This window comes from Streptomyces mutomycini, assembly GCF_001700505.1.
GTDB lineage: Bacteria > Actinomycetota > Actinomycetes > Streptomycetales > Streptomycetaceae > Streptomyces > Streptomyces mutomycini.
In genome coordinates, this window is the sequence record NZ_MAPV01000063.1 from 1 (window position 1) to 26737 (window position 26737).

Genomic DNA, 26737 nt, shown 5'->3' on the forward strand with positions numbered 1-26737 from the left:
CCCCCGTACCCCAATGCGCCCCGGTAGGAGCGGCCGGGACGGGGCATCGATGGGACGACACCGGCGTGCCGCGCCGTAGGGGGAGGTCCACCGTGCACGGACCGGCGATGTCCGGCTGGCTGCTCATGGCGTTGTGCGGAGTCACGGGGGCGTACTGCCTGCTGCGCACCCGTGACGGCACGGAGCGGGAGCGCGGGCCGGCCCGCGCCGAGGCGCTCATGGGGTTCGGGATGGCAGCGATGGCGGTACCCCCGGCCCTGATCACGCTCCCCGGGTGGATGTGGGTGGTGTACGCGGTGGTGTTCGGCTCCGCCTCGCTGCACGCACTCGTGTACGCCGGGGGCGGCGGCCACCATCTTCACCATCTGGTCGGTTCGCTGGCCATGGTCTACATGGCCGTGGCCATGGCGCCGGGGGCGGCACACACGGGCAGCGGTCACCCGGGCCACGCGGCGGGGGCGGCCGGAGGCGTCCCCGTGCTGACCGGAGTGCTCCTGGCGTACTACGCGCTCTACGTGCTGCGCTCGGCGGGGCGGCTGATACCGGCGCCCCCACAGGCCGGCGCCCCTGCCGACGGCGGGAGCGGCGGCATGGCGGGCCCTGCCTGGGGTGCGCGGCCGGAGCTGGCCCTGGCGTGCAGGCTCACGATGGGGATAGCCATGTTCGCCATGCTGCTCACATTGTGAGACGGCAGGCCCCGCGCCCCGTGTCGTACGTCACTTGGCGCACGCGGCCATACCCGTGGATACCGCGGCACTCATAGGCTGACGCCCATGTTGGTCTCCCTCGCGCTGCTGCTGCTCGGTGCACTGGCTGCCGTCGTGGCCCCGGGCCTGATGGCGAGGGCCCGCTGGCCGGAGCGTGAGCCGGTCGTGGCCCTGTGGGTCTGGCAGTGCGTGGTCGCGGGCGTCCTGTTGTCGTTCGGGCTCTCCATGACCCTCAGCGCGGCCGCCGCCTGGCAGGCGGTCCGCGGCCATGTCTTCGCACCCGCCCCGCACGCCGTGGTCGAGGCGTACGCCCTGGGCGCGTACGGGCCGTGGTCGGCGGTCATCGCGGTCCTGCTGGCGCTGGGCGGACTGTGGAGCGCAGCCATGCTCGTGCGGGAGATCCACCGGGCCGGCGCCCGCCGCAGGCAGCGGCGCACCGAACTGCTGGTCCGCTCGCCGCTGATGCCGGGCGAGGAACCCGGCAGCGGGCGCCTCGTGGTGCTGGAGGGCGAACGGCCCGACGCGTGGTGGCTGCCGGGCTCGGCTCCCCAACTCGTCGTCACCACCGCGGCACTCGGGCGGTTGAAGGGGCGTCAGCTCGATGCCGTGCTGGCCCACGAACAGGGCCATGCGCAGGCCCGCCACGACTGGCTCCTGCACTGCTCGGACGCGCTCGCCACCGGGTTTCCCCAGGTGCCGGTGTTCTCCGCTTTCCGCGACGAGATGCACCGCCTCGTCGAGCTGGCCGCGGACGACATGGCCTCACGGCGCTTCGGACGCCTCACGATCGCGCTCGCCCTCGTCGAACTCAACGAGGACCGCGGGGTGTTCGGCCCGGCACCGTCGTCCGGCGCCCATGTCCCGCTCAGGGTGAACCGCTTGCTCGCCCCGGTGGAACGGCTCACCGCGGGCCGGCGGCTGCGGCTCACAGCCGCCGCCGCACTGGTGCCCGTCGTGCCGCTGCTGGTGGCGTTCGTCCCCGGACTCAGCGCACTGGGATAGCTTCACGCGCGGATCATGAACGAGGATCGTCCCCATGCACTCCCCTCCACTCCCTCCGCACACCCGAGTACCCCTGCTGCCCACGGGCCTCGTCTGCGCCTCGCTGTCCTTCGTTCTCCTCGTGCTGGTCTCGGTCCGCTGGTCCCCCGTGATGTCGCTGGACACCACGGTGGCCGAGGCGCTGCACCGCAGGGCGGTGGCGGAACCGGCGCTGGTCCACGCGAACCGCGTGCTGACCGACTGGGTGTGGGACCCCTGGACGATGAGGGCGCTGACCGCCGTCGTCGTGATCGCCCTCTGGTGTCGCGGCTCACGGCTCCTCGCCGGGTGGATCGCCGCGACCAGCCTGCTCGCCACGCTCGTGCAGCAGGGGCTGAAGGCCGCTGTGGGCCGGGAACGTCCGCAGTGGCCCGACCCGGTGGACTCGGCGCACTACGCGGCCTTCCCCTCGGGTCACGTCATGACGGCGGCGGTGACCTGCGGGCTCCTCATGTGGCTGCTGCGGCTGCACGACGCGCAGCCGGCCCTGTGGTGGGGCTCAGCCGTGATCGCCCTGATCTCGGTGGCCGGTGTGGCTTTCACGCGTGTCTACCTGGGCGTGCACTGGCTGAGCGACGTGGTGGGCGGGGTGCTGCTGGGAGGAACGGTGGTCGCGCTCTCCGTAGCCGGGCACAGCGCGTACACCCGTCGCGTCCACCGGCCGGCCTGCGACGGGGGCGCCCCCTTGTAGGCCATCGCCGGGGACGGCGATGATCGGCTTCATGAAGATCAAGGGTGTTCTTTTCGACTTCTCCGGGACCCTCTTCCGGATCGAATCCGTCGACGCCTGGCTGCGCGCCGTACTCGGCGCACGGGGCACGGCCGTGGAGCAGGCCGACTTCGAGCGCTACGCAGCGCAGCTGACCGCGGCCGGAGCGTTGCCCGGCGGCCCGCACCCGGAGCGGATTCCGCCGTCGCTGGCCGCCGCATGGGACGCTCGCGACCGCAGTGCGCCGCTGCACAGGGAGGCGTACACCGGCCTGGCCCGCGAGGTGGCCCTGCCGGACCCGGGCCTGTACGACGAGCTGTACGACCGCCACATGAGCCCTGCCGCCTGGCAGCCCTATCCCGATGCGGAGGAGGTGCTGCGCGGGCTGCGTCGTAACGGAACGGCGGTCGGTGTCGTGAGCAACATCGGCTGGGACCTGCGCCCCGTCTTCCGCGCGCACGGCCTGGACGAGCTGGTCGACGCCTACGTGCTGTCCTACGAACACGGCATCAACAAGCCCGATCCGCGCCTGTTCCGCACCGCGTGCACGCTGCTGGAGTGCGATCCCGAGGAGGTGGTCATGGTCGGGGACGACCGCCACGCGGACGGCGGTGCGGCCGCCCTGGGCTGTGAGGTGCGTTTCGTGGACCATCTTCCCGTGGCGGAGCGGCCGGCCGGGCTGCGGGCGCTCGGCCTGCGGTAACTCACCGGGAAGGGGACCAACCGGCACCGCTCGTGAAGGATTCCGGGAGACCGTGTGAGGGATATCCCTGCCCCTGAGGGGGTCCGGGCGTCCCGCGGGGGTTTAGTTTGGTGGACATGTCCCCGTACCCGAACCCGTCCGCCGCCGTGCGCCCCGCCTCCGTGGTCAACGAAGAGATCCGCTCCCTGTGGCAGCGCTCGGGCGGACGGCTGCTGTCCGCGGACGACGAGACGGAGTACCAGCGCCTGCTGGTGGAGTGGGCCGCAGCGGCGGGTACGAGTGTGCGGCCGGCTGCCTGACAGACCGTGCAGCACGGGGCCTCGCGGCTGGTTCCGGCGATCCCCCGCATCGCCGGAACCAGGGTTCCAGCATGTCCCCGCGCCGCCCACGGGTCAATGAGATAAACGTGCCCCGCCGGGCGGGGGCAGGGAGGCGTCAGACCTGGCCGAGGCGCTCGGCCTGCAGGTCCGCCCCACCGAGAACGCTGTCCAGCAGGCCGGGGAAGAGCGCATCCAGGTCATCCGTCCGCACGGAGCTCAGCTTGGCCGTGCCGCGGTAGAACTGGGCTATCACACCGTTCTCGCGGAGCACCCTGAAGTGGTGCGTGGTGGTGGACTTGGACACCGGGAGATCGAAGCGGGAACAGGCCTGCTCATCGGTCGCGGCGGCCAGTTGGCGCACGATGCGGAGCCTGATCGGATCGGAAAGCGCATGGAGCACGCCTTCGACGCGGATCTCGTCACGGGAGGGGTGTGCGAGCAAGCGGGCGGCTTTCGTCGTCACAGTGGCTCCACTTCGCACGGGGGCCACCATTGTACGAGGAGTGTCGTAGCCCTATCCACGGGCCGCGGCCAGGAGCCGGACGCGAGGGCTGCCGTCCGGCCGGCGGCCGAACTCTTCCAGTGGCAGCAGCCGCACCGTGAATCCGGTCCGCACCAGGTCGTCCACCACACCGGCCAACGGAAACGTGCGGTAGTACATGACGAAGGGCGGGCGCCACAGCGCGTTGCGCACGCGCATGGCCACGTCGAAGCCGAGCAGCGACCAGTAGGCGCGGGAGCCGACCGCCGGCGGCGCGCCCACCGGGAAGACGAACAGTCCGCCCGGCCGCAGCGCCGCGTACACCTGGTCGAACAGCTCGGGGCGTTCCTCCGGCAGGAAATGACCGAACGCACCGAAGCTGACGGCCAGGTCGAAGCTGCGCGCGAACGGGAGTGCCAGGGCGTCGGCCCGGATCCAGTCCACCGCCGGTCCGCCGGGGTCCGCGGTGTGCGCGGCCCGGGCGACGTCGAGCATGCCGGCACTGAAGTCGACGCCGGTGACCCGCTCCCGGCACAGCCCCCGCAGCACGCCCACACCCGCTCCGGTGCCGCAGCAGACGTCCAGGCCCCGGCCGAACGGCCCGAGGGGCCGCACCGCTTCGGCGACGGCTTCGAGCAGCCGGTCCGGGGTCCGGTAGGGCGTCAGGTCGAACTTCGGGGCGAGCAGGTCGTATCCGCGCATCGTCGAGGAGAACGCCTGTACGGCCAGTTCGCGCAGCGTGGGGCCCTGGGGAGTGAACATCGCCGCTCAGCGTACCCACAGTCCCGCCGACGCACCGGGTGGCGGCGCTGTTCGCGCGCCCCGTCGGGGGCCGGCCCGGCGAAGCCGCGCGCACGGTGCCCGCTCACCCGCCCGGCCTCAGCCGGCGCCGGAGCCGGATGTCGGCCTCGGCCGCGTACATCTGGCTCCAGCTGCGTCCGCTTCCGGAGGTCCAGGTCACCTGGACGTTCTGCCCGTCGGTCCTGACGGCCTCCACCGTCATGAGCCTGTCCCCGTCCCGTACGTCACCGCGCAGCAGCTCACGCGCCTTGACGGTGACGGGCTCGGCCGATCGCGCGTGCTCCGCTTCGGTGGCCGCCCGGACGAGCGCGGCGGCCAGTTCCCTGGCCGCCGCCGGCGTGCAGGACCAGGAGGCGTGCGCCGAGGGGCCCTCGATCAGGAGCGCGACCTGGTCAGGCCCCTCAGAAGCCCCGGGGGCCACCTCCAGCACCGCGCCGCGTCCCTCGGTGTCCCGGATCTCGATGCTCATCCCTGCCGCCTCCTCGTCCCACTCCGGTCAGCTCAGCTCAGCCGGAGACTCTCCGGCGGGCCCGGACGGCTGGGCTCGAGGCCGCCGGGTGTCCACCACGAGGTTCTGGAGTACCACGATCGGGTCGGCCGGCCAGAATTTCCGGCCGGGAGTGACCTTCGAAAGTTTCGAAGCCGGCCCCGCACACACCGTGGGCGTGTGCGGGGCCGCTGTGCCGGGGGTCGCGACCTCCGGGTAGTCAGCTCTGCGCGACGAGTGAGTCGAGCGACGGGGCGCACACCATGCGTCGCCGGTGGTCGACGGTGCGCTCGGGGCCGGTGAGACGAAGCCGTACGGTGTGCCTGACATCGGCCACGTCACTGGACGTGGCGAAGCGCAGTTCCAGGTCGCCGGGCTCGACGATCCGGCGCCCGCCGGCCCCGGTGAAGGAGACCAGGTCCGGGTGGAAGCGGAAGCTGACCCTGCGGGACTCCCCCGCCGCGAGCGGTACCCGGGCGTATCCGATCAGCCGGGCCTCGGGGCGCGTGGTCTGGGCGACCGGATCGTGCACGTAGAGCTGGACCACTTCGGCCCCGTCGCGCTCACCGGTGTTGCGGATCGTGACGGCGAGGTCGGTCTCCCCGTCGGTGGAGAGTTCGGCCGGCACGTCGGCGTCGCCCTCCCAGGCGAACGAGGTGTACGAGAGTCCGTGACCGAAGGGGTAGAGCGGGGTCGGGTCCAGGTTGCTGACCCCGTTGACCCGGCCGAGCGGCGGCTGCAGGTAGGTCCACGGCTGACCGCCGGGGCCGTCGGGCACGCCCAGGGGAAGGCGCCCGGAGGGGTTGACCCGCCCCGAGAGCACGCCGGCGAGAGCCGCTGCGCCCTCCTCGCCGGGGAAGAACGCCTGCACACATCCGGCCAGCCGGTCCGCCCGCCCGCCGAGGGCGTACGTACGTCCCGTCACCAGCACCAGGACGACCGGGGTTCCGGTTTCGAGCAGCGCGTCCAGGAGCTGGCCCTGGAGACCGGGCAGCGCCAGGTCGGCCGCGTCGCAGCCCTCGCCGGAGGTGCCGCGGCCGAACAGCCCGGCCCGGTCGCCGAGGACGGCCACACAGACGTCCGCCCCGGCTGCCAGGCTTGCGGCGCCCTTGATCCCGGCGGCGTCCGTACCGTCCACGTCGCATCCCTGCGCGTAGTCGATGCCCGTGCCGGGGAACTCCTCGCGGAGCGCTTCCATGACCGTCGGCACCTCGATGCCCGTGGGGGCCTCGGGGTGCAGGACTCCCACGTGGCTCGGGAAGGAGTAGCAGCCGAGCATGGCCAGCGGGTCGTCGGCGCGGGGCCCCACGACCGCGATCCGTCCGGTGCCGCTCAGCGGCAGCGCGCCCTCGGGATTGGCCAGCAGGACACAGGAGCGCTCGGCGAGCAGCCGGGCCAGGGCCCGGTTCAGCGGCGGGTCGAGGTCGACAGTGCCGCGCGCCTGCTCCGGATCCACGCCCTTGAGTACGGAGGGCAGAGCCGGTCCGTCCGGATCGAGGAGACCGAGCTCGCACTTCTGCAGCAGAACCCGGCGCAGGGCGCGGTCCACCAGTTCCTCGGCCACGAGGCCCTCACGCACGGCCGCGACCAGCTCGTCACCGTAGCTGCGCACGGTGGGGAGCTCGATGTCGACGCCGGCGGTCAGGGCGAGGCGGGCGGCGTCGCCGCGGTCCGCGGCGACCTTGTGCAGGGTCTCCAGGAAGCCGATGCCGAAGTAGTCGGCGACGACGGTGCCCTCGAACCCCCAGGTGTCGCGGAGGAGTCCGGTGAGCAGCGCCGGGTCGGCGGCGGCCGGGACCCCGTCGATCTCGGCGTACGAGTGCATCACCGAACGGGGGCCGCCCTCACGGACCGCCATCTCGAACGGGGGCAGGATCACGTCGGCCATCTCCCGGACGCCGGCCCGCACCGGGGAGAGGTTCCGGGCGCCGGCCGAGGCGGAGTAGCCCGCGAAGTGCTTGAGTGTCGCGACGATCCCGGAGGACTCCAGGCCCCGGACGTACGCCGTGCCGATGGTCGCGACGAGGTAGGGATCCTCGCCGATGGTTTCCTCGACACGGCCCCAGCGCAGGTCCCGCACCACGTCCAGGACCGGGGCGAGGCCTTGGTGGACACCGACCGACCGCATGTCGCTGCCGATGCGGTGCGCCATCTCGGCGACCAGTTCCGGGTCCCATGCCGCGCCCCAGGCGAGCGGCACGGGATAGGCGGTGGCGCCCCAGGCGGTGAAGCCGGCCAGGCACTCCTCGTGGGCGAGTGCCGGGATACCGAACCGGCCCGCCTCCACGATCCTGGCCTGAGCCGTGGCCAGCGAGACGGCGCCGACGCCCGGGTCCACCGGGGCGGTGCCGAACGGCCGGGTGAGCTGTCCGAGTCCGCGGGTGGTGATGTCCTCGAAGTCGACCGGGTCGACCATGTCGTTCTGGTGCGGTGCGACTCCGTCGCCCTCCGCGTCGGCGCCCACCCAGATTCCGTACAGCTGGGCGGCCTTCTCCTCGAGGGTCATCCGGGCCGCCAGATCGGCCACCCTCGCCTCGGGGTCGAGTGAAGGGTCGCGCCACGGGCCGTCGACGGCGGGGGGCGGATCGGCCTGACGGGTCTGCGGGGCGGGCTGGATTGCCATGGCGGCAGGGGTTCCTCTCATGAGTGCGGTGGTCCGGGGCGGCGTCGGTGTGCTATTTGCCGCCCACCCCCATCAGTCCGTTGATCAGCGCCCGCCGGGCCACGAGGTACACGGCGAAGATGGGTATGACGGAGAGGACGATCGCTGCCAGTACCGCGGGGATGTTCACTCCGAACTGGCTCATGAAGTTGAACAGCCCCAGCGTCAGCACGCGCTGCTCCTCCGACTGCGTGAGGATCAGAGGGAACAGGAAGCCGTTCCACGCCTGCAGGGCGGAGAAGATCGCCACCGTGCTGATCCCGGCCCTGGACAGCGGCACCGCCAGCTGCCACAGCATGCGCACGGGCGAGGCACCGTCGAGGGACATCGCCTCGTACATCTCCTCGGAGACGTCTCGCATCGTGCCGCTGAGTACGAGCACCGCCACGGGCATCGCGAAGGCGGCGGTCGGCAGGATGATCGCCCACAGGGTGTCGTACAGCCCCATCTTGCCGATCATCAGGTAGAGGGGCACGATCACCGCCTGAGCCGGGATCGCGACGCCGAGCAGGAAGGTGCGGAAGGCGAGCGACGAGAGGCGGCTGCGGGTGCGGACCGCCACGTACGCCACCGGGACGGAGAGCACCAGCACGATGGCGACCGTGGCCACGGCGACGATCGCGGTGTTGCCGATCAGGGTGAGGAACCCGCTGTCCAGCACGGTGTTGTAGTTGTCGAGCGTCGGGTCCGTGGGGATCGCCAGCGGGTCGCCGTTGAGCGCCTCGTCCTGATGCATCAGCGAGGCGGAGACCAGTGTGTAGAGCGGCACCAGGACGATGAGGAGCCAGATCAGCGAGCCGAAGCCGGCCACCGGGTTGCCCGGGGACCTGCGCCGGCGGGCCGGGCGGCCGCGGCGCGGCGCAGTGGGTGTCGCGTCACGCCGCGGCGCGACGGGACGGGTGTCGATCGACATCGCGTCACATACCTTCCCGGGTGGACCGCATGGACCCGAAGCCGCTGAGGCGGACCATGAGCAGCGAGATACTGGTGGCCACGACGACGAGCGCGGTGGCGATGGCCGCCGCGTAGCCGAGGTCGTACGTCTGGAAGCCGGTCCTGTACATCAGGTAGGGCAGGATCGTCGTGTCCGTGCCCGGCCCGCCCTTGGTCATGATGAGCACGGTGTCGAAGTACGTCAGCGAGCCGACGATCATCAGGACGGACGAGGTCGTCATCGTGTGGCGCAGCTGCGGCAGGGTGATGTGGAAGAACTGCCGCACCATGCCCGCGCCGTCGATGGAGGCGGCCTGGTAGAGGACCTCCGGGATCTGCCGGGCGCCGCCCTGGTAGATCAGCGTGTGGAAGGGCATGAACTGCCAGCCGCCGACGAAGGCCACCACGAGCAGGGCGCCGGTGGACGATCCCATGACGTTGGGGTCGATGCCGAGCCATGGCCCGATCGTCTGGATCACGCCGAAGTTGGGGTCGAGCAGGGCGTGGAACAGCATCGCGATGGCGGTGGTGGAGAGCAGCAGCGGGATGAAGAAGATCGCGGACAGGAACGCGCGGCTGCGCTGGCGGCCCGCGGCCCAGACACCGAGCAGCAGGGCCACCGGTGTCTGGAAGAGCCAGCTGACCGTGGTGAGAAGGAGGCTCAGCCAGGCGGCCTGGCCGAATTCGGAGTCCTTGAACAGCCGGGTCCAGTTGTCCAGGCCGGTCAGGGTCGGGGAGTTGAGCCCGTCCCACTCGCAGAAGGAGAGATAGACGGCGATCGCAAGCGGGACGATCGCGAAGACGGCGAAGAAGAGGATGCCGGGTACGGCCCAGGCGACCGGGGGGCGGCCGACGTTTCCGACGGCCGCCTTCCTGTCTCCGTGCCTCTTCGCGACCGGAGTGTGGTGGGACATCGTTACTTCGCGGCCTTCATTGCTTCGACGAACTGCTCAGGGGTCGTCTTGCCGGCGAACAGCTTGCTGATCTCCGTGAGCAGTGGCGTGGCGTACTGGGCTTCGAGTGCCTGGTCCCACGAGAGGGTGAAGCTCGGGGCCTTCTGCACCATTTCGTACTGGTCGGTGGCGAACTGCGGGTTGGGGGAACCGCTCAGCATCGAGGCCGCGTTGGACGTGGTGGGTACGTCACCGTTGTCGACGAGGGCCTGTGCGTAGGTCTTCGACGCCATCGTCTTCAGGAACGCGACGGCGGTGTCCTTGTGCTTGGTCCGGGCGTTGACCGACCAGTAGTTGGTGGGGTTGCCCACCACGTTGGCGGGGTCTCCCACGCCGCCGGCCACCGTCGGGAAGGCGGTCCAGCCGAGGTCCTTCTTCGCGAATTCGGGAGCCTTGCCCAGCTGGGTGGAGTACTCCCACGAGCCCATGAGGTGCATGGCGGCCTTGCCCTTGTTGAGCAGGGTCGGGGCTCCGCCGTTGCCGTAGTCGACGGAGTTGAAGTTCTTGCCGAACGCGCCGTCGTCGATCAGCTGCTTGACGGTCTCGGCCGTCTTGAGCACCGCCGGGTCGCCCCAGCCCTGGGTGTCGCCGTCCTGGATCTTCTTGAAGACCTCTGGGCCGCCGATCCGGTCCAGCAGGTACTCCATCCACATCAGTTCGGGCCACTTGTCGGAGCCGCCGAGCGCGAAGGGGGTGATACCGGCGGCCTTGAAGGTCTTGATGGCCGCCTGGAGGTCTTCCCAGGTCTTGGGCGGCTCGATCTTGTGCTCGGTGAAGAGCGCCTTGTTGTAGAAGAGCATCACGGGCTGCATGCCGCGCATGGGCACCCCGTAGACCTTCCCTTCGAGACCACCGGCCGTCATGATCGAGGGAAGGAAGCCGTCCTTGAGCGTGGCATCGTTCTTGATCGTCGACGTGAGGTCGACCAGGTCCTCGGAGTCGACGTACGGCTTGATGGATCCGCCGCCCCAGTTGAAGAAGACGTCAGGAGCGCTGGGCGAACCCATGGCGCTGCGCAGCTTGTTCACGTAGTCGGTGCCGGGGACCGACACCAGCTTCACCTTGACCTTGGAGGTCTTGTTGAACGTGTCGACCGCGGCCTGCTGAACCTTGACCGCGTCGTCGCCGTAGACGTAGGCCGTGATGGTTCCGCTGTCGCTCCCGCTGCTCCCGGAGCCACAGCCGGCCAACAGTGCGGCCATGGCCATCGCCGCACCCGCCGCGGCCCATCTCGTCGTACGTGTGCCCTGAGTGAATATCCCCGACCGCATGACCGCACCCTCTATCGAATGTTTCGGCGTGCCTTTCGAATGTTGCCGGAACCGTACGGTCGTGTTTCGGGCCCGTCAAGAGGGTGGGAGCAAGGATTTACGGACCTTGCCCAGCCGCGTGTCCAGGGCGGCAGGCGAGCTACGATTCGTGCATGAGCCCTGCAAAGGTCCAGCCCCAACAGGAGACGGCGTCCGTCGCCGAGTCGTCGGAGAGCACCGCCACGCTGGCAGAGATCGCCCGAGCGGCCGGAGTCTCGGCTCCGACAGTTTCGAAGGTGCTGAACGGCCGCGCCGACGTCGCCCCGGGTACGCGTACGAGGGTGGAGGAGCTTTTGCTGCGGCACGGCTACCGCCGCAGGCGTGGCGCCTCCCAGCAGTCCCGGCTCATCGACCTGGTCTTCCACGAGCTGGACAGCGCCTGGGCGATGGAGGTCGTCCGGGGCGTCGAGAACGTCGCCAGGGAGGAGGGCCTGAGCCTGGTGCTCTCGGAGAGCGCCGGCCGGCTCACCCCGGGCCAGACCTGGGTGGACGGCGTCCTGGCCCGTCGCCCGGCCGGAGTGATCCTCGTGCTCTCGGACCTCGACGCGGCGCAGCGCGCCCAGTTGACCAGCCGCTCCATCCCCTTCGTGGTCGTCGATCCGGCAGGCGACCCCGGGGACGACATCCCGTCGGTCGGGGCGGCCAACTGGCAGGGCGGCCTTGCCGCCACCCGCCATCTGACGGGTCTGGGCCACCGGCGGATCGGTGTCATCGGCGGGCCGGCGCGCATGATGTGCAGCCGGGCCCGGCTGGACGGCTACCGCGCCGCGCTGGAGACCTCGGGTGTCCCGATGGATCCCGCGCTCGTGAGGGAGGGCGAGTTCAACCACGAGGACGGCTACAGGGCGGCCCTGGAGCTGCTCCGGCTGCCGGAACCGCCCACGGCCGTCTTCGCGGGGAACGACCTGCAGGCACTCGGCGTCTACGAGGCGGCGCGCGAACTGGGGCTGCGGATTCCGGAGGACCTCAGCGTGATCGGCTTCGACGACCTCCCGATCACCCGCTGGATCGGACCGCCCCTCACCACGGTGCGTCAGCCGCTCATAGAGATGGCCGAGACCGCGGCTCGTCTGGTCCTCGACCTGGGCCGGGGCAGGCAGCCCGCGACCACCCGGGTCGACCTGGCCACGAGCCTGGTGGTCCGCAGCAGCACGGCCCCGCCGTCGACGGCGGACCGCCCGTGACTCCCGAGCTGCGCACGGCACGGCTCCTGCTGACCCCGTACACGCCGTCCGACGAGGAGGAGTTCGTCGCCCTGTTCCAGGACGCGCGGGTGTCCCGGTGGATGGGCGACGGCCCCTCCACGGAGGCCGAGGACCGTGCCCTCTTCGGACGGGTCTTCAGCAGGGTCTACGCCCGGGAGCTCTTCGACGTGTGGGCGGTCCGCGAAGGAGGCACGACGGTGGGCCATGCCGAGATCAAGCCCACCCCGGAGTCCGGCGGGCACGAGATCATCTACGCCCTGGCCCCCGGCGCCTGGGGCCGTGGGCTCGGCACCGAACTGGCCGGTTCGCTCGTCGACTACGGATTCGGCGTGCTGGGCCTGCGCGATGTGTACGCCACGGTCGCCGCGGAGAACGAGGCATCGCTGGCCGTGCTGCGGCGCATCGGCTTCCGGCACGTCCGGGACGTCCCGGAGGCGGACGGGAGCACGACCCGGCTGCTGGTCCGCACCCGCGAGGAATCCCGGGAGCAGCCGCCCGGATGCCGGACGCCGTAGGGTCCTCCGGAGGCGTACCGACGCCGCCGCGACCGATGTGACCTGGGCCGACACCGCATTTCCCGGCCACTGTCAGTGGCCGGGTGCAGACTTGCCCTCATCCGGCACAACGGCGTCTCGGGAGGTCCTCTCATGACCGATGTACTGCTCACCGTAGGCACCCGCAAGGGGCTCTTCATCGGCCGCCGACACCATGGCTCATGGACGTTCGGCGATCCGCAGTTCAACGCGCAGGCGATCTACTCCATCGCGATCGACACCCGCGGCGACGAGCCCCGTCTGCTTGTCGGCGGCGACAGCGCGCACTGGGGCCCCTCGGTCTTCCACTCCGACGACCTGGGCGCGACCTGGGTCGAGCCGAAGCAGCCGGCGGTGAAGTTCCCGCAGTTCACGCAGGCGTCGCTGGAGCGGGTGTGGCAGCTGCATCCCGCCGGCCCCGAGGCGCCAGGCGTCGTGTACGCGGGGACCGAGCCCGCCGCGCTGTTCCGGTCGGACGACCGGGGAGAGTCCTTCGAGCTGGTCCGCCCGCTCTGGGAACATCCGACACGGTCCAAGTGGGTGCCGGGCGGCGGCGGCGAGGGCCTGCACACCATCCTGACCGACCGGAGGGACGCCGGAGCGGTGACCGTCGCCGTCTCCACCGCGGGAGTGTTCCGCACCATGGACGGCGGCGAGCGCTGGACGCCCTCCAACAAGGGTGTCTCCGCCGTGTTCCTGCCGGACCCGGACCCCGAGTTCGGCCAGTGCGTGCACAAGGTGACCCGGGACGCGGCGGACCCCGACCGGCTCTATCTCCAGAACCACTGGGGTGTGTTCCGCAGCGACGACTCCGGGGAGCACTGGAAGGACATCGGCGCGGGCCTGCCCTCGGACTTCGGCTTCGCCGCCGCGGCGCACCCGCATCGCGCGGACACGTTCTACGTCTTCCCGATCAACGCCGACGCGGACCGTGTGCCGGCCGGCCACCGCTGCCGGGTGTTCCGCACCCGGGACGCGGGAGAGTCCTGGGAGCCGCTCACCCGGGGTCTCCCGGAAGGCGATCACTACGGCACGGTGCTCCGTGACGCGCTCTGCACGGACGACGCCGACCCCGCGGGCGTCTACTTCGGCAATCGCAACGGCGAGTTGTACGCGAGCGCGGACGACGGCGACAGCTGGCAGCAGCTGGTCTCGCATCTGCCGGACGTGCTGTGCGTGCGGGCGGCGGCGCTGGGCTGAGCGGGCGGGGCGTCGAATCCCTGCCCCGCCCCGGTCAGACCTCGGTCGGGACGCACAGCACCGGTACGGTCGAGAGGTGGAGGAGCTTGTGCGGGGTGGAACCGAGCAGCGCCCCTCGAATCGGGCTCTCGCCCCAGGTGCCCACCACGATGACTCTCGCCCCGTGCCGCGAGGCGGCTTCGATCAGCGCCTGCGCCGGACTCATGTCGATGACCTCGACCGTGGTCGGCACATCGGCCGCCTCGGCTGCGGCGACCGCGTGTTCCAGCCCCGCGCGCCCGGCCTGGCGGATCGCGTCGTGGTGGGCGCGGTACTCCTCGCCGGTGGGGCCGGGCGGCGCCGCGCCGTAGACCAGGACGAGCGGCTCACCGTACGCGGCGGCCACCTCGATCGCCGTCCGCAGGGCGCGTGCGGCACCGGGCGACTCGTCGTACCCGAGGACCACGGACATCTCAGGGCTCCTTGCCGTGTACGAGGTCCGGGTCGACCACGCCGCGGCGTTCGGCCCAGAAGGATGGCGACCGGAACCGCAGCACCACCATGATCACGATGCCGATCAGGCTGATGCAGATGCCGATGACGAGCGGGGGGCCCAGCCCGAACCAGGAGGTTCCGCTGTACGAGTTCGCCGGGTCGGACATATCCATGACCGACCGGACGAGCAGCCAGGTCAGCAGGCCGGCTCCGACCAGCGGGCCGAGGCCGATGAGGAAGAAGTTGCGGACGCTCTCGGTCAGATGGCGGCGGTAGTAGACCACGCACGCCACTCCGGTGAGCGCGTAGTAGAACGCGATGAGCAGGGACAGTGCGGTCAGCGAGTCGAAGAGGGCGTTCTCACTGATCCGGCTGACGACGAGGTACCAGGCGATGGCGATGGCGGCCACCCACCACGTGCTCAGGTCCGGGGTCCGGAACCGGGGGCTGATACGGGCGAAGTGAGCGGGCAGCGCATGGCGGCGGGCCATCGACAGCGCTGTTCGCGACGCCGGGATGATGGTGGTCTGGGTCGAGGCGAGCGCGGACGTCGCGACGGCGAGCAGGACGATCCAGTCCCAGCCCCCCATGACCTCGCTCGCGAGCAGGGCGAAGATGAACTCCTCCTCGGCGGCGTTGTCCGCCAGGTACGCCGTTCCGGCGAACGCGACGACCGCGAAGCCGACGGACAGGTAGGTCACCAGCAGGATGACGGTCGACCACACGCCGGCTTTCCCGGGCGCGCTCGCGGAGTCCTCGACCTCCTCGGTGAGGTTGACGGCCGATTCCCATCCCCAGTAGATGAACACGCCGAGAAGCAGACCGCCGGTGAGTGCCGCGCCGCCCGCACCGAAGGGGTTGAGCCACTCGAAGGAGGGTTTGACGGAGTCGAAGGACGTCGTGCCCGCGTAGACGCGGTAGAGCGCGACGATCACGAAGACGAGGAGGAAGGCCACCTGCGCCAGGATCAGGATGTTCTGCACCTTGGCCGACAGCTCGGTCCCGATGACGCACAGTCCGGTCATCACGATGATCAGAATCACGGTGAGCAGCTGCCGCACGAAGGTGTTCTCGGCCCAGCTGTCGAGGCCGACGGCCAGCAGGCCGAAGCTGACGGCGACATCCGCCAGCGACCCGACCACGAGCACACCGGTCATGGCGATGGCCCAGCCGCCGAGCCACCCGGTCCAGGGCCCCATGGCCCGGGTCACCCAGGAGAACGTGGTCCCGCAGTCCTGGTCGACCTTGTTCAGGTAGTAGAAGGCCGAGGCGATGAAGAGCATCGGCACGAAGGAGGCGAAGAGCACCCCTGGTGCGTAGATGCCGACGAGCGCCACGACAGGGCCGATGACGGCCGCCACCGAGTAGGCCGGGGACGTGGCGTTCAGGCCGATGACCAGCGCGTCGACGAATCCGATGGCGTTCGGCTTCAAGGTTGCCGGCTGTGCTGGGCCGACGCGGTCCTCTGCCATACTCCCTCGCTCGGGTCACAGGCCTGAAGAGTAGGCGGAATGGGTCGTTCCACATGCTAGGGAGCTACTCACGGGCGTGCACGCCGGCGACAGGGCGTCCAGCCGGCGGTCACTGCTCGCGGATGCCCCAGGGTGCCCCGTATTCCGTCAGCAGGTCGAGGAAGGGCCGCGGCGGCATGGCCTCGGGGCCCAGCACACCGCTGCCGCCCCAGAGACCGCCCGCGATGAGTTCGAGCGCGGCGACAGGGTTGACCGCCGTCTGCCAGACCACGGCCTGGGAGCCGTACTCACGCATCGACCACTGGTTGTCGACCACGTGGTGGAGGTAGACCTCTCTCGGCTGCCCGTCCTTGCTGCCCTTCACCCAGGTTCCCGCGCACGTCTTCCCGTGCATCCGCTCACCGAGTCCGGCCGGGTCGGGCAGGCAAGCGGCCACCACGTCACGGGGCGAGACCAGGGCGGAGCCGGCACCGCTCTTCACCGGGACGGGCTCCGTACGGTCGAGACCGAGCTTGTGGAGCGTACGCAGCACCCCGATGAACTCGTCGCCCAGCCCGTACTTGAACGTGACGCGCCGGGCCTTCAGCCATCGCGGGACGAGCAGCACCTCCTCGTGCTCGACGTTGACGCACTCCACGGGCCCGATGCCCCCGGGGAAGTCGAAGACCTCCGGATCGCTGAAGGGGGCGGTGGTGAACCAGCCCCGCCCCTCCTCGTAGACGACCGGTGGGTTCAGGCATTCCTCGATGGTCGTCCAGATGCTGAAGGACGGGGCGAAGTCGTATCCCTCCACCGTCAGATCGGCGCCGTCCCGGATCCCGATCTCCTCGATCTCGTCGAAGAGTTCGTCGGAGGCGTACCGGGCGAACACATCCGAGAGCCCTGGCTCCACCCCCATGCCGACCAGTGCGAGGCGTCCGGCGGCCTCCCACTCGGGCGCCCGGTCGAACTGCGCGTCCCCGAGCTTGACGCCGCACTCCTCGTACGGGCGGGACGGATGCGGCCGGGACAGGGACATGGCCATGTCGAGGTAGTGCGTGCCGCGGGCGAGAGCCGCCTCGAACAGCGGCATGACGAACCGGGGGTCGGTGGCGTTGAGCAGGACGTCGCAGCGGTGTTCGTCGAGCGCGGCACGCACGGCTACGGGGTCGGAGGCGTCCAGCCGGACCGCATCGAAACGCTCACCTCGGTCCCCGAGCGCGGCGACGGCGCGCTCAGCCCGTCCGCGGTCGTAGTCGGCGACCGTCATGTGCTCGAAGAAGGGGCGACGGGCCGCGATCCGGGTGATCGCCGTGCCAACCCCTCCCGCGCCCACCAGAAGGACACGCATGGGACATCACTCCTCTGCGGCTTCTGCCGCGGCAACGGCTGCAGCCGGGCCGGCCGGTCCGGCGGAGTGGGGACGCTAACAGCCGGTCCGCCCGGTGGCGGGCAGCCGTCCGGGCGGTGTCCCGCGTCCGGGCTATCCGCGCTGCGGGGCGCCACCCGGACGGACTCCAGGCGCCATGGCACACGCGCCGTCGGGCCACCGGGACGCGACCCCGGTACGACGAACCGCTCCGGACAAGGATCCGGCCCCACCGGCGGGGGGATGCCGGTGGGGCCGGGTGCTCACGGACGGGAGGGGGACCACCGCCGGAGCTCGTTCCATCAAGTCTCGTGCCCCGGAAGGGAGGAGGTATGCGAGGGGACGGTCACGGGGTGCGGGGCGCGTGGCGTTCCGCCCCGGCCGCTCACGGCAGACGCCAGTCCACCGGTTGCTCCCCGGCGTGCACCAGGAATTCGTTGGTGCGGCTGAAAGGCCGTGAGCCGAAGAAGCCGCGGTCGGCCGACATGGGGGAAGGATGGGCCGATTCGACCGCCGGCAGGTCACCGAGGAGCGGCCGCACGTTGCGCGCGTCCCGCCCCCACAGCACGGACACCATCGGCTTGCCCCGTGCGACCAGGGCGCGAATGGCCTGCTCCGTCACTTCTTCCCAGCCCTTGCCACGATGGGCGGCGGGCTTGCCGGGCGCCGTGGTCAGCGCCCGGTTGAGCAGCAGTACACCCTGCTGCGTCCAGGGTGTGAGGTCTCCGTTGGAGGGCCGGGGAAGACCGAGGTCGGAGTGCAGTTCCCTGAAGATGTTCTCCAGACTGCCCGGCAGACGCCGCACGTCGGGCGCCACCGCGAAACTGAGCCCGATCGCCATGCCCGGTGTCGGATACGGGTCCTGACCCACGATCAGGACACGTACGTCGTCGAAGGGCTGCTGGAAGGCGCGGAGAACGTTCTGCCCCGCGGGCAGATATGTGCGGCCCGCTCCGATCTCAGCACGGAGGAAGTCACCCATGGCCGCGATACGGCCCGACACGGGTTCCAACGCCTCGGCCCAGCCGGGCTCCACAAGTTCACTCAACGGTCGCGCTGCCACAGACGTCACTCTACCGGCCCACACGGTGCAGAGTGATCATGAGGCCCCCATCGGGCCGGGTTGAGCGATAGGGTGCCGCTCGTCTCCAGCCCCCCATCCCCTCGGAGTCCGCACATGAGCTCCCGCAGGCAGTCGTCCGCAGTGAGCGGTGCCCGTTGCTTCCGCTGACCCGCCAGGCCGGCGCCGGGCCGTCGGACGGGCGGCTGCCGTGACGGACGCGCTCGTCCTCGGGGTGGACTCCGGGGGGTCGGGACTGCGCGTGGCGCTCGGTCCGGTGGACGCGGGGCGTCCGGCGTCCACCGCCGTCTGCGCCGAACCCGTACGGACGGGCCCGGACGGCATCGACGCCGGGCACCTCCTCGATCAGCTGCTGCCCGCTGTCCGCCGCCTGCTGGAGCAGGAGGACGCCGGGGCGGCAGTCGTCGCCGCGACGGTCGGGGCGGCCGGAATGGCGACCCTGGGAGGCCGGCTGCGCGCCCGGCTGCCCGACGCCCTGGCGGAGACACTCGGCGTACGGCGGGTGGCGCTGGCCGCCGACGCGGTGACCGCGTACGCCGGGGCACTGGGGCAGCGGCCGGGAGCGGTCGTCGCGGGCGGCACCGGCATGATCGCGCTCGGCACCGACCTGGTGACGTGGCGCAGGGCGGACGGCTGGGGCCATCTGCTGGGCGACAGCGGCGGCGGGGCCTGGATCGGCCGGGCGGGGCTCGATGCGGCGCTGCGGGCCCACGACGGCCGGCGCGGTGGCTCGCCCGTGCTGCTGGCGCGGCTCGAGGCGCTCTTCGGACCGGTCACCGGCCTTCCCGGCCTGCTCTATCCGCGTACGGACCGTCCCGCGCTGCTGGCCTCCTTCGCCCCCGAGGTCGGGGCCTGCGCTCGTGAGGACGAGGTCGCGGCCGGGATCCTGCGGGAGGCGGCGGCGCACATCGCCGCCGCGGCTGCCGCGGCGTGCCCCGGGCCCGCCGTCTCCGGTCCCGACGACTGCGAGGTCGCTCTGACCGGTGGCCTGTTCCGCATCGGCGAGCCTCTTCTCGGGCCGCTGCGCGGGGAGCTGGCACGGCAGGTCCCGCAGGCGCGCGTGGTCCCGGCGGAGGGTGACCCGCTGCACGGCGCACTGGAGATCGCGCGGGCGCTCGCCGGCCCGGGGCTGCGGCTGCCGCCCCACCCGTCCCTACTGTTCGTACCGGGAGTAACGTAGGCGAAACGTAGCCGATCCGAGCGATCACCCGTCCGGACAGAGCAGGCCAGACACCTAGTTTGCCGCTCAACAGACATATACGGACAGATAACGCCTGTCCGCCCCCTCCCCGAACAGAGGGGTACCCAAAACCAGTAGCATGCGGCGCCATGAGCACCCCCACTGGGCCCGCTTCCGGCCTGCCTGTACGAATGCCGCGACCTCGCCAGTCCGGACGGCACCGCCGCCCGGAGCCCGTGGTCGCACCTGAGGGCGCTGCCGCGCTCGTTCTCGCCCTTCCCGGTACCCCTTCCCCGGCCGCGCGCAGCCTGGCCGAGGAAGTGATCAGCATCGCCCGCTCCGAGCTGCCCGGTCTGAACGCACAGATCGGCTATCTCGACGGCGACGACGCGGAATATCCCACGCTCGTCTCCGTACTCGCCCATGCCGCCGCCGAGCGCACCGCGCGCTACGAGCAGGCCACCGCCGCGGGCCGTGAGGTCGCCGAGCCCTCGGGCCCGTCGGCCGTCGTGGTGCCGCTGCTCGCGGGGCCGGACAGCTCTCTGATCCGGCGCATACGCCAGGCGGTCATGGACAGCGGTACGCAGGCCGAGCTGACCGACGTGCTGGGCCCGCACCCCCTGCTCGCCGAGGCGTTGCACGTACGCCTTTCGGAGGCCGGCCTGGCCCGCGCCGACCGCGCGCGGCTGTTCACCGTGGCGACCGCGGCCGACGGCATCGTGCTGGTCACGGTGGGCGGCGAGGAGGCCGTGCAGGCCGCCGGGATCACCGGCATGCTGCTGGCAGCCCGCCTCGCCGTGCCGGTGATGGCCGCGGCCCTGGACGTGGAGGGTTCGGTCGCGTCCATCGCCGCGCAGCTGCAGAACTCCGGTTCGGCACAGCTCGCGCTCGCGCCGTACCTGGTGGGTCCGGAGATCGACGCCGGACTGCTGGACGCTGCCGCGAAGGAGGCCGGCTGTGCCACGGCGGAGCCTCTCGGCGCGTACCCGGCCATCGGCAAGCTGGTGCTCTCGCTGTACGCGACGACGCTGGGGATCACCCCGGCGACGCCTCAGGGAGCCCAGGCGCACTGATCCGCGCCACCCGCACACCCTGGACGATGTGGGGCGGACCAGTCTCTCCGGTCCGCCCCACATGCCGTCGCCGGTCGCCTGACGGCGCACCCCCCGGCCGCGGCGCCCCGGCCCTGTGGGGGCGGGAGTCAGCCGAGGACCACGCAGGATGCGGCCGGCACCTCGACGGAGCCCGCGTGCACCGGGATTCCCGTCTCAGCGTCCACGGCGAACCAGCTGACGTTCCCGGAGTGCTCGTTGGCGGCGTACAGCCACTGCCCGGTGGGGTCGAGGGTGAGATCGCGCGGCCAGCGTCCTCCGCAGCCCACTGCCGCCGCCAGGACGGGCTTCTCGGCCGTCTCGTCGAGCGTGAGGACGGAGATGCTGTCGTGCCCGCGGTTGGCGGTCCACAGGAAGCGGCCGTCGTGCGAGACCACCACCTCCGACGGGTACGCTCGCGCAGCGCCGCCGCCTTCGTCGTGGTCCTGCGGCAGCACCTGCGTCTCCCCGAGCGGTTCGAGGACTCCCCCGGCCGCGTCCCAGCGGCACACGGTGACAGTCGGTTCCAGCTCGTTCAGGACGTAGGCGTGTCCTCCGGACGGGTGAAAGGCGAGATGACGCGGTCCGGTACCCGGTCGCAGCGCCGTCTCGGTGTGCAGCCTCAGGGAGCCGCTTTCGGGGTCGAGGGCACAGACGCGTACGGAGTCCGTACCGAGGTCCACGCTCAGCACCCAGTTCCGCGAGGGGTCGGCCAGCACCTGGTGCGCGTGCGGGCCCGACTGGCGGCTCTCGTCGGGGCCACGGCCCTCGTGCCGGAGCAGGCCGGTCGCCGGACCGGGTGAGCCGTCGTCCCGCACGGGCAGTGCGGTGACACTGCCGGAGCCGTAGTTGGCCGTGAGCAGATGGCCGGCGGCGAGGGCAAGGTGGGTGGGGCTGCTCCCGTCGACCGGTCGCACCTCACCGATCAGCCGCGGCGTGCCGTCGTCGTCGATGCCGAAGGCCGCGGCGGCACCGTCGGAGGTCTCGCTGACCGCGTACAGCACGGCGCCGCCCGTCCCGGGAGCACGGCCGACCGCGAGGAAGGACGGATCGGCCAGGACGTCCGTGGACGCGAGGACGGACAGCGCTCCGGTGTCACGGTCGACGGCGGCGACACTGATGCCACGGCCGCCCGCCGAGGTGAACGACCCTATGAATGCCCGCCCTGCGTGGTCGGCGCCCATCGCGCTACCCCTCTTCACGTCCGTCACGATCTTCCCGGCCGACGGTAGCAGGCAGCGCTTACCGGTCCGGCCCTGTCGGGGCGGCGGAGGCGGGTCGACGGGGCGCGATCAGGCGTCGGCGAGCGGCGGGCGCCGGAAACCGTGCAGCGGTGAGGCGAGCACCCCAGAAGCAGTACCGGGTCGAGGTGACGCTCGAGGGTCTCGCCGCGCGCGGCGGCTCAGGCGCCGGCCGGAACGCGGCCGGCCCTCCGCAGGGGCACGGCGAGTTCGAGCAGGGCCCGCTCCAGCGCATGGAGGTGGGCGAGCACCGGCTCGACGCCCGTCGGTTCCGTAGCCGTCGCGGTGTCGAGCCGGAGGTCCCGCCCGACGGCCGGCGCGTCGGTGAGCGCCTCGACGGCGGCCTCCACCCGCCAGCAGGCCGCGGCGAGCCGGATGTCGTGCGACGCCTCCGGGTCGGCGGCCACGGAGGTCAGGCCGCGCACCTCACGTGCGCAGTCGTCGAGCAGCGCGAGGACCTGCAACGCCCGTCGCTTGCGGGCCTTCATCAGGTTGAGCGGATGCACGAGCGGCGCGAGCGACAGGCGCACCCGGCCGAGGATCGCCTCCAGTTCGACAACGCGCTGGTGCGGGTCGACGTCCTCGCTCCCGGCGAGCCGGGCGGCGGCCTCCGCCGTGCACGTGTGCACGCACCGCAGCGCCCGCTCCACCCACGCCTCGGTCACCGAGTGCGTGGTCACCGGCAGCACGAACAGCACCGCCAGGGCGGCGCCGAGCGCCCCGACCGCCGTCTCGGCCACCCGCAGCATGAGCAGACCCGTGTCGAGCACGCCGAGCAGTCCGTACAGCATGCTCGCCATGACGGTCACGGCAAGCATCATCCAGGTATAGGAGACGGCGGCGGTGTAGAAGATCCCGAACACGCTGAGCGCCACGACCACGGCGGCCACGACCGGCTCATGGTGCAGCGGCACAGCCACGGCGAAGCCGACCCCGATCCCGAGCACCGTTCCCAGGAACCGTCTGAACCCGCGCACGACGGCCTCGCCCCGCGAGGTCGTGGCCACGAACACCCACCAGGTGGCGCCGACCGCCCAGTACCAACGCTGATCTGAGAGCACCTGCCCCACCGCGAGCGCGAACCCCGCCCCCAGCGTCGCCTGCACGGCCTGCCGCGTCGTGACCCGCCCGAGCCCTGTCCCCCCGGCAGGAAGGGCGACTGCCATGGGGGCCGCGAACCGCCGCTCGTAGCACCACACCCCGAACCGCACCACCGACGACGCGACGAGGGACAGCAGCACGGCCGCACAGAGTTCGGGGAGCTGGCCGGGCACGGTGTGCAGGAACTGGGCGGAGAAATAGGCCATGAAGCCGAACACGCCCAGCGAGTGCCCGCGCGGTCCCCACCGCCGCGCGTACACCCCCGCCCCCACTACGGCGAGGAAGGCCAGGTCGCGCGCGACGGGCACATCGTGCAGCACCGCGGCGAGCGTGAGCACCGGGAGACCGACGACGGGGAGGAACGCGGTCGTGGTCGCCTGCCCACGCACCGTCGGGTCGGTCACCGTGAACAGTGCGAGCAGCGCGGCCAGGCCACCGGTGATGGCCGCTGTCAGCGAGTACCCGGCCGCCCCGCACAGGGCGACGGCGAGCCCGATGCCGAGCACGGCCCGGGACGCGAACCGCAGTCGCATCTGCCCAGGATCGTGTGCGACGAACGCCCTCTTCAGCAAGCTACCCGGCCCCTTTCGCACCTGGACCGGTGCGGACATGAGAAAGGCGCCGCAGAGATCCCGAGGGGACCCGCAGCGCCATTGACAGACCTATCTCAACATCTGAGGGACTACTGGTTCAACTGAAGCCCAACCTCTTGGACCAATGGCCCAAAAATAGCTTCACCTTGTCCTCCGCAGCAGAGCCAACGGACCAACCGCACGCGACAAGGCGCTTGAACGGCGTCCTCCACCCCCGGAATCTCCGCATGATCACTGCAGCTTCCGCCGCCGAAGCCGGGCCGTCACCACGGAGCCCCGGACCGGTCCCCCGGACCGCCGTCCATGACCGCAACCCGGTCCCCGTCGTGCGCGCGAATCCGTCATGAGCGAAAGCTCAGTCGTCTTCCCGCGACTCAGCCGGAATCTCCTTCCACAGCACGACCGCCCGTGGCTATAGTCACCACGGAGAGGGAGGTGTTGATCATGAAGAAGCAGCGTCGCGGAATCTGTGCGGGGTTCTGAAACCGGCTCGCCCCGGTCATGAACGGCGAACCTGCGGGGGGAGAGGATTCTCCCCCCGCATTCCGCGAGCTCTCAGACGGACCTCCACGGATTGTCCAGCGACACCTCGGCCAGGGAACTTTCGGACCCCTTGGCGATATTGATCAGACCGGCCTCGATCGAGGCCGCGAGGACGGCCGGAAGATTCCCTTCGAGGTAGTCGCGGCTCGCGCCCACGCCGATGAGAATCCCCTTCCCGGTGGCCACCGCGAGGTGGAAGTTCGGCCCGGATCGCTGGGTGGAGGGGCGCCACTGAATCCCGGTGTGCAGGTCCGATCTGGCGTCGGGCTCGGCGTCGACGTCGCCGAGGAAGTTGAAGTGCTTGGCGAAGGCGGTCGGGTCCGTCTCCTGCCGGCCCGCTTGCCGAAGGCTCGTCCTCAGCGCGTCGACGTCGTAGCAGCCGTTCATGTACGCCGTCATGCACTGGAGGTAGCCCGCCCGCAGGTACTCCAGCGGGTTGGCCTCCTCATCGATGGTGAGGGTGACCGGAGCGAACTGGTTGAGCGAGCTGACCAGCGGCACCCACCGATCGGTGAGCCGGTTGGCGGCCATCAGCGCGAGGGTCACCTGTTCGGTCCGCTTGAGCCGGGACAGCGCGAGCGCGCCGACGCCCAGCACCACCGACTGGACCGAGATCCTCAGCCGTTCGGAGAGCTGCTGCGTGGCGGCCAGAGCCTCCAGGCTGTAGAGCGACGCCCGGCGACGCTCACTGCCGTCATCCGGATCCCGGTCCGCCGGGACCAGTTGGCCCCATGCCTCGGTCCAGTGCCGGACGCTCCGGGAACCCGGCTCCTCCTGCTGCGCCTGCGCCATCTCCAGCGGCTGCACCACCGGCCCGAGCGTCCCGCCGTCCAGGAGCAGGCCGAACTGCTCCTCCAGCACCCGCAACGCACCGTTGTCGGCCGCCACATGATGGATCACGGTGACCAGGTGGAGCGCATCGCCCTGGTGAGTCGTGACGAAGGCACGCCACGGCTGCCCGGACTCGATGTCGATCGGCTCGGCGGCCGACTCGGCGGCCAGCCGAAGAGCCGCCTCGAAGCTGTCCTCGGCCAGCTCCACCGCCGCAACGCCGGACGGGCGGTACGGGTGGACCGTCTGGGTCGGCGAGGGGCCGCTCAGGTCATAGGTGGTCCGCAGCGACTCGTGTGCCGCCACCAACTGGAGCCAGGCGTCCATCACCTGGGCCGTCCCGACACCGAACGGCACCTCCCAGACGCTGATCAGGTTGGCGACCGACCGGTGGTCGGCTCCGTGCGTCTCCAGCGAGCGCAGGACCGACAGTTGACCGTAGGTCACCGCTCCTGTGCGCAGGTCGTCGCTCACAGCTGGGCCGCCCGGAGGGCGAACTGGCCGAGCATGGTCTGCTGGATCTGCGTCGTGCCCTCGATGATCTCCATCACCTTGGCATCCCGGTGGTGACGCTGGACGGACGCCTCCGCGCCGATGCCCTGGGCCCCGTGGATCTGCACCGCGTCCGCGGCAGCCTTGACGGCGATGGTCGAGGCCCGGTACTTCGCCAGCAGGGTGTGGTTGACGGCCTCCATCTCGCCCTGCTCCTTGCTCACCCCTGCGTGGTGGCAGAGCAGCCGGGCCGTGACGGTGTCGGTGAGCATGTCGGCCAGCAGTTGCTGGACCAGCTGGTGGTTACTGATCTCGGTGCCGTACTGGGCACGGCGGCCGGCGTACTCCGTGGAGGCCTCCAGGCATGCCTGGGCCAGACCGACCGAGCCCCAGGCCGTGCTGTAACGGCCGAGGTCGAGCGCACTGGAGGCGACGAAGGTGAGACCCACGCCGGGCCGGCCGACCAGGTTGGTGGCCGGGATCCGGCAGTCGTCGAAGGTGATCCGGCCGAGCATCGAACCACGCAGGCCGAGCAGGCCCTCGATCGGTTCCACCGACAGGCCGGGAGTGTCCCGCTCCACCAGGAAGGCGGTGTGCTGCCCGTCGAGCTTGGCGAAGACCAGGAAGAGGTCCGCGATCTGGGCGAAGCTGATCCACTTCTTGGTGCCGCGAAGGACGATCTCGGTGCCGTCGGCCGTCGCCGTGGTCTCGACGGCGGCGGCGTCGCTGCCTACGTCCGGTTCGGTCAGGGCGAAGGCGGCAAGAGTCCGCCCCGAGGTGATCCGGAGCAGCCACTGCTCCTTCTGCTCCTCGGTTCCCCATTTGTGGATCGAGTGGGCGACCATGTCGTCCACGGCCACGAAGTTCCGGATCGACTGGCAGCCCCGGCCGAGCTCCTCGGTGAGCAGCCCGTACTCGATCCAGCCCATGCCGGCGCCGCCGAACTCCTTGGGAATGAGCGCACCGAGGTATGCCTGCCCGGCGAGGTCGGCGATGACCTCCCGGGAGATCGCCTGCTCACGATCGAAGCGGTCCGCCTGCGGGACCAGGGCACGATCTGCGAAGGCGCGGAACTCGCCGTGGCGCTCCGCCTGTTGCGTGGAGAGGTGACTGAGTATCAACGGAATCCTTGCGAAGGTGGGTGCGGGCGCATCATTCCGGTGGGTGGCGCTGTCCGGGTTCAGCCTGGGGGATCTGCCGCAGCCGGACACCGGGGACATCGAAGTGTGGACTCCGGATCGGGCT

At 71.1% G+C, this 26737-nt stretch carries 25 protein-coding genes; 10 read left to right on the forward strand and 15 right to left on the reverse strand.

The genetic code is table 11. The features are described from left to right. The first annotated feature begins 92 nt into the window (after positions 1-92). The 5 genes from BFF76_RS10385 to BFF76_RS10405 all read left to right on the forward strand — a co-directional run bounded on the left by BFF76_RS10385 (position 93) and on the right by BFF76_RS10405 (position 3459). Complete coding sequence (locus BFF76_RS10385) at positions 93-686, forward strand: DUF5134 domain-containing protein (RefSeq protein WP_065848059.1); 594 nt, start codon at positions 93-95, stop codon at positions 684-686. An 87-nt stretch (positions 687-773) separates the two neighbouring features. Beyond that, a complete protein-coding gene (locus tag BFF76_RS10390; RefSeq protein WP_053929986.1) occupies positions 774-1709 on the forward strand; it encodes a M56 family metallopeptidase in 936 nt (311 codons plus the stop codon). A gap of 34 nt (positions 1710-1743) precedes the next feature. After that, positions 1744-2439, forward strand: a complete 696-nt coding sequence (locus tag BFF76_RS10395) for a phosphatase PAP2 family protein (protein WP_031096834.1) — start codon at positions 1744-1746, stop codon at positions 2437-2439. Between the two features lie 31 nt (positions 2440-2470). Next, positions 2471-3160, forward strand: coding sequence for an HAD family hydrolase (locus BFF76_RS10400; RefSeq protein WP_031096835.1), 690 nt, complete (start codon positions 2471-2473; stop codon positions 3158-3160). A gap of 116 nt (positions 3161-3276) precedes the next feature. Beyond that, positions 3277-3459, forward strand: a complete 183-nt coding sequence (locus tag BFF76_RS10405) for a hypothetical protein (RefSeq protein ID WP_031096836.1) — start codon at positions 3277-3279, stop codon at positions 3457-3459. 136 nt (positions 3460-3595) lie between these two features. Here BFF76_RS10405 and BFF76_RS10410 read toward each other — a convergent pair whose 3' ends face one another. The 7 genes from BFF76_RS10410 to BFF76_RS10440 form a co-directional block, all read right to left on the reverse strand. After that, a complete protein-coding gene (locus BFF76_RS10410) occupies positions 3596-3973 on the reverse strand; it encodes an ArsR/SmtB family transcription factor (RefSeq protein ID WP_167359483.1) in 378 nt (125 codons plus the stop codon). Between the two features lie 21 nt (positions 3974-3994). Next, positions 3995-4723: a class I SAM-dependent methyltransferase gene (locus BFF76_RS10415; RefSeq protein ID WP_053929985.1), complete on the reverse strand. Its 729-nt coding sequence runs from the start codon at positions 4721-4723 to the stop codon at positions 3995-3997. Positions 4724-4826: 103 nt separating this feature from the next. After that, positions 4827-5231, reverse strand: coding sequence for a hypothetical protein (locus BFF76_RS10420; RefSeq protein ID WP_031096839.1), 405 nt, complete (start codon positions 5229-5231; stop codon positions 4827-4829). A 238-nt stretch (positions 5232-5469) separates the two neighbouring features. Continuing rightward, entirely contained in the window at positions 5470-7872 is a 2403-nt protein-coding gene (locus BFF76_RS10425) for a beta-xylosidase/alpha-l-arabinosidase (RefSeq protein ID WP_053929984.1), read from the reverse strand. A 52-nt stretch (positions 7873-7924) separates the two neighbouring features. Next, entirely contained in the window at positions 7925-8824 is a 900-nt protein-coding gene (locus BFF76_RS10430) for a carbohydrate ABC transporter permease (protein ID WP_031096844.1), read from the reverse strand. A gap of 4 nt (positions 8825-8828) precedes the next feature. After that, the gene (locus BFF76_RS10435) at positions 8829-9758 is read right to left on the reverse strand and encodes a carbohydrate ABC transporter permease (RefSeq protein WP_031096846.1); all 930 of its coding nucleotides are present in this window, start codon (positions 9756-9758) and stop codon (positions 8829-8831) included. A 2-nt stretch (positions 9759-9760) separates the two neighbouring features. Next, complete coding sequence (locus tag BFF76_RS10440) at positions 9761-11005, reverse strand: extracellular solute-binding protein (RefSeq protein ID WP_031096848.1); 1245 nt, start codon at positions 11003-11005, stop codon at positions 9761-9763. Between the two features lie 215 nt (positions 11006-11220). Between BFF76_RS10440 and BFF76_RS10445 the strand changes: the two genes are divergently transcribed. The 3 genes from BFF76_RS10445 (at position 11221) to BFF76_RS10455 (ending at position 14045) form a co-directional block, all read left to right on the forward strand. Then, the gene (locus BFF76_RS10445; RefSeq protein ID WP_078958892.1) at positions 11221-12291 is read left to right on the forward strand and encodes a LacI family DNA-binding transcriptional regulator; all 1071 of its coding nucleotides are present in this window, start codon (positions 11221-11223) and stop codon (positions 12289-12291) included. Further along, complete coding sequence (locus tag BFF76_RS10450) at positions 12288-12827, forward strand: GNAT family N-acetyltransferase (protein ID WP_031096851.1); 540 nt, start codon at positions 12288-12290, stop codon at positions 12825-12827. Before BFF76_RS10445 ends, BFF76_RS10450 begins: the two co-directional genes overlap by 4 nt. A 132-nt stretch (positions 12828-12959) precedes the next feature. Further along, positions 12960-14045, forward strand: a complete 1086-nt coding sequence (locus tag BFF76_RS10455) for a WD40/YVTN/BNR-like repeat-containing protein (protein WP_031096853.1) — start codon at positions 12960-12962, stop codon at positions 14043-14045. A 34-nt stretch (positions 14046-14079) separates the two neighbouring features. On the opposite strand, the gene BFF76_RS10460 is transcribed toward BFF76_RS10455, so the two are convergent. The 4 genes from BFF76_RS10460 to BFF76_RS10475 form a co-directional block, all read right to left on the reverse strand. Further along, a complete protein-coding gene (locus BFF76_RS10460; protein WP_031096854.1) occupies positions 14080-14496 on the reverse strand; it encodes a universal stress protein in 417 nt (138 codons plus the stop codon). Between the two features lies 1 nt (position 14497). Next, positions 14498-15991, reverse strand: a complete 1494-nt coding sequence (locus tag BFF76_RS10465; protein ID WP_031096857.1) for an APC family permease — start codon at positions 15989-15991, stop codon at positions 14498-14500. A gap of 109 nt (positions 15992-16100) precedes the next feature. Continuing rightward, the gene (locus BFF76_RS10470; RefSeq protein WP_031096859.1) at positions 16101-17321 is read right to left on the reverse strand and encodes a saccharopine dehydrogenase family protein; all 1221 of its coding nucleotides are present in this window, start codon (positions 17319-17321) and stop codon (positions 16101-16103) included. 403 nt (positions 17322-17724) lie between these two features. After that, positions 17725-18402, reverse strand: coding sequence for a uracil-DNA glycosylase (locus tag BFF76_RS10475; protein ID WP_031096860.1), 678 nt, complete (start codon positions 18400-18402; stop codon positions 17725-17727). A 208-nt stretch (positions 18403-18610) separates the two neighbouring features. On the opposite strand from BFF76_RS10475, the gene BFF76_RS10480 reads away from it, so the two are divergent. Both BFF76_RS10480 and BFF76_RS10485 read left to right on the forward strand, forming a co-directional pair. Then, on the forward strand, positions 18611-19600 hold the full coding sequence (locus BFF76_RS10480) for an N-acetylglucosamine kinase (RefSeq protein WP_065848060.1): 990 nt from the start codon (positions 18611-18613) through the stop codon (positions 19598-19600). A gap of 149 nt (positions 19601-19749) precedes the next feature. Beyond that, entirely contained in the window at positions 19750-20673 is a 924-nt protein-coding gene (locus BFF76_RS10485; protein WP_107418410.1) for a sirohydrochlorin chelatase, read from the forward strand. 128 nt (positions 20674-20801) lie between these two features. Here BFF76_RS10485 and BFF76_RS10490 read toward each other — a convergent pair whose 3' ends face one another. From BFF76_RS10490 to BFF76_RS10510, 4 genes are all read right to left on the reverse strand, one after another. Further along, positions 20802-21875 carry a lactonase family protein gene (locus BFF76_RS10490; protein ID WP_065848061.1) on the reverse strand — a complete coding sequence of 358 codons (1074 nt, stop codon included), beginning with the start codon at positions 21873-21875 and terminating at the stop codon, positions 20802-20804. A 218-nt stretch (positions 21876-22093) separates the two neighbouring features. Beyond that, positions 22094-23605 (reverse strand): FUSC family protein, encoded by a 1512-nt coding sequence (locus BFF76_RS10495; protein ID WP_053929978.1) that lies wholly within the window; start codon positions 23603-23605, stop codon positions 22094-22096. Positions 23606-24181: 576 nt separating this feature from the next. Then, complete coding sequence (locus BFF76_RS31215) at positions 24182-25474, reverse strand: condensation domain-containing protein (RefSeq protein ID WP_208604832.1); 1293 nt, start codon at positions 25472-25474, stop codon at positions 24182-24184. Continuing rightward, on the reverse strand, positions 25471-26613 hold the full coding sequence (locus tag BFF76_RS10510; RefSeq protein ID WP_244167249.1) for an acyl-CoA dehydrogenase family protein: 1143 nt from the start codon (positions 26611-26613) through the stop codon (positions 25471-25473). Before BFF76_RS10510 ends, BFF76_RS31215 begins: the two co-directional genes overlap by 4 nt. Between the last annotated feature and the right edge of the window lie 124 nt (positions 26614-26737).

Coding starts and splice junctions, on each gene's coding strand:
- BFF76_RS10390 (WP_053929986.1), top strand. CDS start 774: ATGTTGGTCTCCCTCGCGCTGCTGCTGCTCGGTGCACTGGCTGCCGTC.
- BFF76_RS10395 (WP_031096834.1), top strand. CDS start 1,744: ATGCACTCCCCTCCACTCCCTCCGCACACCCGAGTACCCCTGCTGCCC.
- BFF76_RS10400 (WP_031096835.1), top strand. CDS start 2,471: ATGAAGATCAAGGGTGTTCTTTTCGACTTCTCCGGGACCCTCTTCCGG.
- BFF76_RS10405 (WP_031096836.1), top strand. CDS start 3,277: ATGTCCCCGTACCCGAACCCGTCCGCCGCCGTGCGCCCCGCCTCCGTG.
- BFF76_RS10410 (WP_167359483.1), bottom strand. CDS start 3,973: ATGGTGGCCCCCGTGCGAAGTGGAGCCACTGTGACGACGAAAGCCGCC.
- BFF76_RS10415 (WP_053929985.1), bottom strand. CDS start 4,723: ATGTTCACTCCCCAGGGCCCCACGCTGCGCGAACTGGCCGTACAGGCG.
- BFF76_RS10420 (WP_031096839.1), bottom strand. CDS start 5,231: ATGAGCATCGAGATCCGGGACACCGAGGGACGCGGCGCGGTGCTGGAG.
- BFF76_RS10425 (WP_053929984.1), bottom strand. CDS start 7,872: ATGGCAATCCAGCCCGCCCCGCAGACCCGTCAGGCCGATCCGCCCCCC.
- BFF76_RS10430 (WP_031096844.1), bottom strand. CDS start 8,824: ATGTCGATCGACACCCGTCCCGTCGCGCCGCGGCGTGACGCGACACCC.
- BFF76_RS10435 (WP_031096846.1), bottom strand. CDS start 9,758: ATGTCCCACCACACTCCGGTCGCGAAGAGGCACGGAGACAGGAAGGCG.
- BFF76_RS10440 (WP_031096848.1), bottom strand. CDS start 11,005: ATGGCCATGGCCGCACTGTTGGCCGGCTGTGGCTCCGGGAGCAGCGGG.
- BFF76_RS10445 (WP_078958892.1), top strand. CDS start 11,221: ATGAGCCCTGCAAAGGTCCAGCCCCAACAGGAGACGGCGTCCGTCGCC.
- BFF76_RS10455 (WP_031096853.1), top strand. CDS start 12,960: ATGACCGATGTACTGCTCACCGTAGGCACCCGCAAGGGGCTCTTCATC.
- BFF76_RS10460 (WP_031096854.1), bottom strand. CDS start 14,496: ATGTCCGTGGTCCTCGGGTACGACGAGTCGCCCGGTGCCGCACGCGCC.
- BFF76_RS10465 (WP_031096857.1), bottom strand. CDS start 15,991: ATGGCAGAGGACCGCGTCGGCCCAGCACAGCCGGCAACCTTGAAGCCG.
- BFF76_RS10470 (WP_031096859.1), bottom strand. CDS start 17,321: ATGCGTGTCCTTCTGGTGGGCGCGGGAGGGGTTGGCACGGCGATCACC.
- BFF76_RS10485 (WP_107418410.1), top strand. CDS start 19,750: ATGAGCACCCCCACTGGGCCCGCTTCCGGCCTGCCTGTACGAATGCCG.
- BFF76_RS10490 (WP_065848061.1), bottom strand. CDS start 21,875: ATGGGCGCCGACCACGCAGGGCGGGCATTCATAGGGTCGTTCACCTCG.